Annotated in this window: 7 protein-coding genes; 4 read left to right on the top strand and 3 right to left on the bottom strand. The window is 71.8% G+C overall.

Annotation, left to right across the window (positions count from 1 at the left end; all coding sequences use genetic code 11):
• The coding region (locus WA805_RS10970) for a hypothetical protein (protein ID WP_425242290.1) at window positions 1-284 on the top strand (284 nt) is incomplete at its 5' end.
• On the opposite strand, the gene WA805_RS10965 is transcribed toward WA805_RS10970, so the two are convergent.
• Entirely contained in the window at window positions 279-752 is a 474-nt protein-coding gene (locus tag WA805_RS10965) for an SRPBCC family protein (RefSeq protein WP_425242289.1), read from the bottom strand. The two genes, WA805_RS10970 and WA805_RS10965, sit on opposite strands and share 6 nt — an antisense overlap.
• 49 nt (window positions 753-801) lie before the next feature.
• On the opposite strand from WA805_RS10965, the gene WA805_RS10960 reads away from it, so the two are divergent.
• Complete coding sequence (locus tag WA805_RS10960) at window positions 802-1,731, top strand: aldo/keto reductase (RefSeq protein WP_425242288.1); 930 nt, start codon at window positions 802-804, stop codon at window positions 1,729-1,731.
• Window positions 1,724-2,320 carry a TIGR00730 family Rossman fold protein gene (locus tag WA805_RS10955; protein ID WP_422276657.1) on the top strand — a complete coding sequence of 199 codons (597 nt, stop codon included), beginning with the start codon at window positions 1,724-1,726 and terminating at the stop codon, window positions 2,318-2,320. Before WA805_RS10960 ends, WA805_RS10955 begins: the two co-directional genes overlap by 8 nt.
• Here the strand turns inward: WA805_RS10955 and WA805_RS10950 are convergent.
• On the bottom strand, window positions 2,212-3,504 hold the full coding sequence (locus WA805_RS10950) for a hypothetical protein (protein ID WP_425242287.1): 1,293 nt from the start codon (window positions 3,502-3,504) through the stop codon (window positions 2,212-2,214). The two genes, WA805_RS10955 and WA805_RS10950, sit on opposite strands and share 109 nt — an antisense overlap.
• 68 nt (window positions 3,505-3,572) lie before the next feature.
• On the opposite strand from WA805_RS10950, the gene WA805_RS10945 reads away from it, so the two are divergent.
• Window positions 3,573-4,586: a DNA polymerase IV gene (locus tag WA805_RS10945; protein WP_425242286.1), complete on the top strand. Its 1,014-nt coding sequence runs from the start codon at window positions 3,573-3,575 to the stop codon at window positions 4,584-4,586.
• On the opposite strand, the gene WA805_RS10940 is transcribed toward WA805_RS10945, so the two are convergent.
• Window positions 4,583-5,227 (bottom strand): MFS transporter (locus WA805_RS10940; RefSeq protein ID WP_425242285.1); only part of this gene is annotated, 645 nt, incomplete at its 5' end. The genes WA805_RS10945 and WA805_RS10940 overlap by 4 nt on opposite strands.

Genomic DNA, 5,227 nt, shown 5'->3' with positions numbered 1-5,227 from the left:
GGCTGGCGCTGGTCCTGTCGCTGGTCTTCGCGGCGCCCGCCGGCCCGGCCCGGGCGGCCACCAGGATTGCCCTCGGGCTCACCGCGCTGTTCGCCCTGTCGCCGGCCACCAGGTTCGGCTACTTTTGCTACCCGCTCGCGCTCTGCGGCTGGGTCGTCCTCTCCGGAGCCGGACGGCTCACCGTCCGCAGGCCGGCGCCACGCCTGACGCTGCGTTCGCGCCGGGCTGCCCAGCCAGCGCCGGTCGCCCTCCCGCGGAGGCCGGCCGAAGACAGCGGGTCATAAGGTTCCCTCCGCGATCCGCTTCAGGGCGGCGAGCGTCTGCGGGATCCCTGTCCGCGCGGCCTCGAACCGGTTGGCGACCTGCGCCGCCGCGTCCGGTCCGAACCGCTCATCGAATCGCTTGAGGCCGGCGGGCAGCATTTCCCAGGATTCGGTCACCAGCGTCCCGTCCGCCGCCGGGGTGAACGTGTAGCCCCACCGGGTCCAGGCGCCGCCGACCACGAACGCGAACTCCTCGCCGGGGGCGGCCGCGACCACCTGCGACCGCGTCTCCCAGGGATCCCGGCCGGGGAGTTCGTTGCGCCCGGTGAACCACGCGCCGGCCCACGGCCCCGGCCCGTCGTCCCACCAGCAGGCCTTGCACACCGGGCTCCATTCGCCCATTCGCGTGACATCAGAAACCATGTCGTACAGGTCAGCGGGGGACCGGGCGATGACGATCGAGTCCGCATACGTCAGCGGTGTGTTCACGGTCACCTAGTATCGCAACGCCCGGACCCGGCGGGCTAGCGTAAAGCCCATGACGATCATGACGCGGACCCTCGGCCGCACCCAGGCAGACGTGACCATCCTCGGCTACGGCGCAATGGAGCTGAGAGGCGAGCCCCGCGGGCCGGAGATCGACGACGACACGGCGGGCCGCCTGCTGAACGCGGTGCTTGACGGCGGGATCAACCTGATCGACACGAGCCCGGACTACGGCCGCAGCGAGGAGCTCATCGGTCAGCATCTCGGTCACCGGCGCGACGAGTTCTTCCTGGCGTCCAAGTGCGGCTGCCTCATCGAGATCCCGGCGGATGCCCAGCCCCCCTACCCGCACGACTACAGCCCGGCGAACGTCAGGGCGGACGTGGAGCAGTCGCTGCGGCGGCTGCGCACCGACCGTCTCGACCTGGTGCAGGTGCACATGTCCCCGAGCGTCGAGCAGCTCAGGGACAACCAGACGGTCGAGACGCTGCAGGAGCTGCGGAAGGAAGGCAAGGTCCGCTTCATCGGGATGTCCGGCATCCTGCCCAACTTGCCGGGGCAGATCGCCATGGACGTCTTCGACGCCTTCCAGATCCCCTATTCGGCGGTGCAGCGCGATCACGAGGAGCTCATCACGGCGGCCGCCGGGACCGGCGCCGGCACCCTGATCCGCGGCGGCGCGGCGCGCGGCGCGCCGTCAGAGGACAAGAACTGGCGGACCGGCCCGCTCAGCCAGCCGGCCGGGCTCGGCCAGCGGAACTGGGCGGCCTCGGGCATCGGGGACCTGCTCGCCGGCAGCGGCATGACCCCGATGGAGTTCGTGCTGCGCTTCACCCTCAGCCACCCGTACCTGTCGACCACCATCGTCGGCACGGCCAGCCCCGGTCACCTCCAGAGCAACATCGCGACCGCGGAAAAGGGACCGCTGCCCGCCGACCTGTACGCCGAGGCGAAGTCGCGCCTGCAGCCAGCCGATGAGTAGCCGGGCACTGCGGGCGGTCGCGGTCTACTGCGGGTCTAACCAGGGCACCGACCCGGTGTACGCGCGGGCCGCCGCATCCCTCGGGCGGCTGCTCGCGGAACAGGGCATCCGGCTGGTCTACGGCGGCGGGGACGTCGGCCTGATGGGCGTCCTCGCCGATGCCGTCCGCGACGCCGGCGGAGAGGTCTTCGGGGTGATCACCCGCGCCCTGGTGGACAGGGAGGTCGCACATCCCGGGCTGACGAACCTCACGGTCGTCGAGACCATGCATGAGCGCAAGGCCACGATGTCCGACGCGGCCGACGCGTTCATCATGCTGCCCGGCGGCTACGGGACCTTCGACGAGTTCTTCGAGGTCGTCACCTGGACCCAGCTCGGCATCCACGCGAAGCCGTGCGGGGTGCTCGACGTAGACGGCTACTTCGAACCGCTTCGCGCGCTGCTCGACGGCGCGGTGCGGCAGGGCTTCGTCAGCGAGGTTCACCGGGAGCTGGTGATCACCGACGACGACCCGGCACGGCTGCTCGGCAGGCTCGCCGCCTGGACCCCGGTGACGACGGACAAGTGGCTGGAGAGCTCCGAGCGCTGACCTAACTCCCGCAGCCAGACAGACAGGTTCGCGGGCTGCAGGGCCCGCTGCACGACGGCGGCGAGATCGCCGGTGACGGAGTCGGCGTCGACGGTGTCCTTGAGCCGGGCGGCGAACAGCGCCACGGTGGCCTCGGCGTCGTAGCGGGCACGGTTGAACCGGCGGTCCACCACCCGCTGTACCCGGCGCCGCAGCACGTTGAACAGCGCCGCCACGATCAGCGTCGCGCCGGCGACGGCGACAGGGGAACTGAGCGTGAGCACGTCCGTCGCCAGCAGCACCAGGCCCGCGTAGAGGCCGATCAGCACGCCGGTCACGATCGCGTAGGCCAGCGTCCTGCTGATGATCCTGTCGATGTCGTATAGCCGGAACTTCAGGATGCCGATGCCGAGGCTGACCGGCAGCGCGGCCACCCCGCACGCGGCGATGGCCTGGAGCGCGGCCGGCATGGTCCCCCACGCGACGAGCGCGATCCCGCAGGCCGCGCACACCGCCGCGCCGCCGATCAGCCACTTCAGCTGCTGCCTGTACTCGCCGGCCGACCGGCGCCACGCTACGGCCTGGTAGCCGAGCCAGGCCAGCCAGGCGACCCCCGTGCCGAGGAAGAAGACCTCCGACAGCGCGCTCCACCACAGCGCGTTCTGCCCGGTGGTCAGGGCGCCGTTGGCGTCGACCCGGATGTCGTGCCGGGCGGCGGCGAGCACCGCGAGCGCCCAGGCCCCGGCGATCCACGCGCCGCCGAGCACCACGTAGGCCCGGATCACCCAGCGCCAGCGCGACGTCAGCGCGCCGCCGTCCGGGTACACGAGGAAGGCCAGCCCGAACAGCACGATGGCAAGCGCCCAGGACTGGGCGGCCCATACCGCTACCGGACCAAGCGGCAGCGTGCCGTGGTGGTCGCGGTAGTCGAGCGCCGCGTAGCCGCTCCCTGCGCCGTCCAGGACGAAGAAGACGGCGATCCCGGACAGGATCCACCCCATGGGGTGCTCGGGACGGTGCCAGACGACGATCGTGCCGACGGACACGCAGGCCAGGGCGATCGGCAGCGAGCCGCCGCTGTCCAGGCTCGCCAGCTGATGCTTGGCGATGGCGATGACCACGATGACGGCGGTCAAACCCCAGCAGAGGCAGAACAGCGCCACCGCCGCGGCCCTGGCCGGCCTCCGGCGCCGATCGGTCATCACGGCAGCAACGCTATGTTCCTGGCGTTCCGGGATCGTTACGACGCGGCGCTGCGGGTACCGTTCCCGTTGTGAGCCGGTGGGTGCTGCACGTTGACCTGGACCAGTTCATCGCGGCCGTCGAGGTGCTGCGCCGCCCGGAACTGCGCGGCAAGCCTGTCGTGGTGGGCGGCGACGGCGACCCCGCCAAGCGCGGCGTGGTCAGCACCGCGTCCTACGAGGCGCGGGAGTTCGGCGTGCACTCGGGACAGCCGCTGCGCACCGCGGCCAAGCGCTGTCCTGACTGCGTGTTCCTGCCGGTGGACGCCGACGCCTACAACGAGGTCTCCGAGCGGGTCATGGCCGTGCTGCGGGACACCGGCCAGCCGGTGGAGGTGCTCGGCTGGGACGAGGCCTTCGTCGGCGTGGACACGGCCGACCCGGAAACCTTCGCCCGCGCGCTCGCCGCCGACGTGCGGGTGGCGACCGAACTGGACTGCTCGGTCGGGATCGGCGAGAACAAGCTGCAGGCGAAGATCGCGACCGGGTTCGGCAAGCCGGCCGGGGTGTTCCGGCTGACCTCGGCGACCTGGTTCGACCTGCTCGGCGACCGGCCGCCTGACGCGATCTGGGGGATCGGCGCGAAGACGACGGCCAAGCTCGCCACGCTCGGCATCGGCACCGTGCGAGAGCTCGCCGCGGCCGACCCGGACCGGCTGGCGCGGGAGTTCGGGCCGATGACGGGCCCGTGGCTGGTGCTGCTCGGCCGCGGTATCGGCGACGACGAGGTGGACCCGACGCCGTACGTCGCCAGGTCGCACGGCCGCGAGGTCACCTACCAGCGCAACATCGCCGACTGGACGCAGGTGACGGCCGAGGTGACCCGGCTGGCCAGGCAGGTCGAAACGGAGGTGGACCGCCCGGTGGCCCGCGTCGTCGTCAAGGTGCGCTACGCCCCGTTCGACACGGTCACCCACGGCGTCCCGCTGGCCGGCGACTTCGCGGCGGCCGCGCTGGCGGCGCTGGCGCTGTTCGAGCCGGGCGTCCCGCCCCGTCCGGTCCGCCTGCTCGGCGTGCGCGCCGAGTTCGCCGACGTCGACGGCTAGGCCTCAGCGACAGCGGGCTCCGCGTACGCTGCCGCGACCGTGGCCCGGTCGAACACGCGCCAGGTCGTCGCCGCCACGATGAGCGCCACGACGAAGCCGACCCAGTACGGTGCGGTGATGCCGAAGGCGCCGGCGAGGGCACCGCCGAGTAGCGCCCCTGCGAAGTTCCCGCCGGCTGAGATGAACAAGTTCGCGCTGCTGACCCGGCCCAGCATGTGCGCCGGCGTCAGCCGCTGCCGCAACGAGGTGCCCACGATGGTCCACAGCGCTGCGTGGATCCCGAACACAGCCAGCACGACGCCCACGACGTAGACGTTTGTCGCGAGCGCGAGGGTCAGGTGCGTCAGCGCCTCGACCAGCAGCCCGATCCTGATCGTCCAGGTCGCGGTGACCCGCCTGATCACCCGGTCGCCGACCGCCGAGCCGAGCAGGCTGCCGACGGCCATGCAGGTGAAGAGCGACCCGTAGCCGACGGAGCCGACGTGCAGCCGCTCCTTCGCGAGCAGCACCAGGACCGCGGTCGCCGCGGCGAGCGTTATGTTCAGCAGCCCGATCAGGATGGCCATCGTGCGCAGCATCCGCTGCTTGAGCAGCCAGCGGAGCCCCTCGGTCACCTCGGCCCTCACCTTCAGGCGCCGGCC

This window comes from Trebonia sp., assembly GCF_049794275.1.
Taxonomy (GTDB): Bacteria; Actinomycetota; Actinomycetes; order Streptosporangiales; family Streptosporangiaceae; genus Trebonia.
This window is presented reverse-complemented; position numbering and strand designations above follow the sequence as displayed.

What these genes read in the sequence shown, in the direction of transcription:
- WA805_RS10955 (WP_422276657.1), top strand. Translation starts at nt 1,724, where the DNA reads ATGAGTAGCCGGGCACTGCGGGCGGTCGCGGTCTACTGCGGGTCTAAC.
- WA805_RS10960 (WP_425242288.1), top strand. Translation starts at nt 802, where the DNA reads ATGACGATCATGACGCGGACCCTCGGCCGCACCCAGGCAGACGTGACC.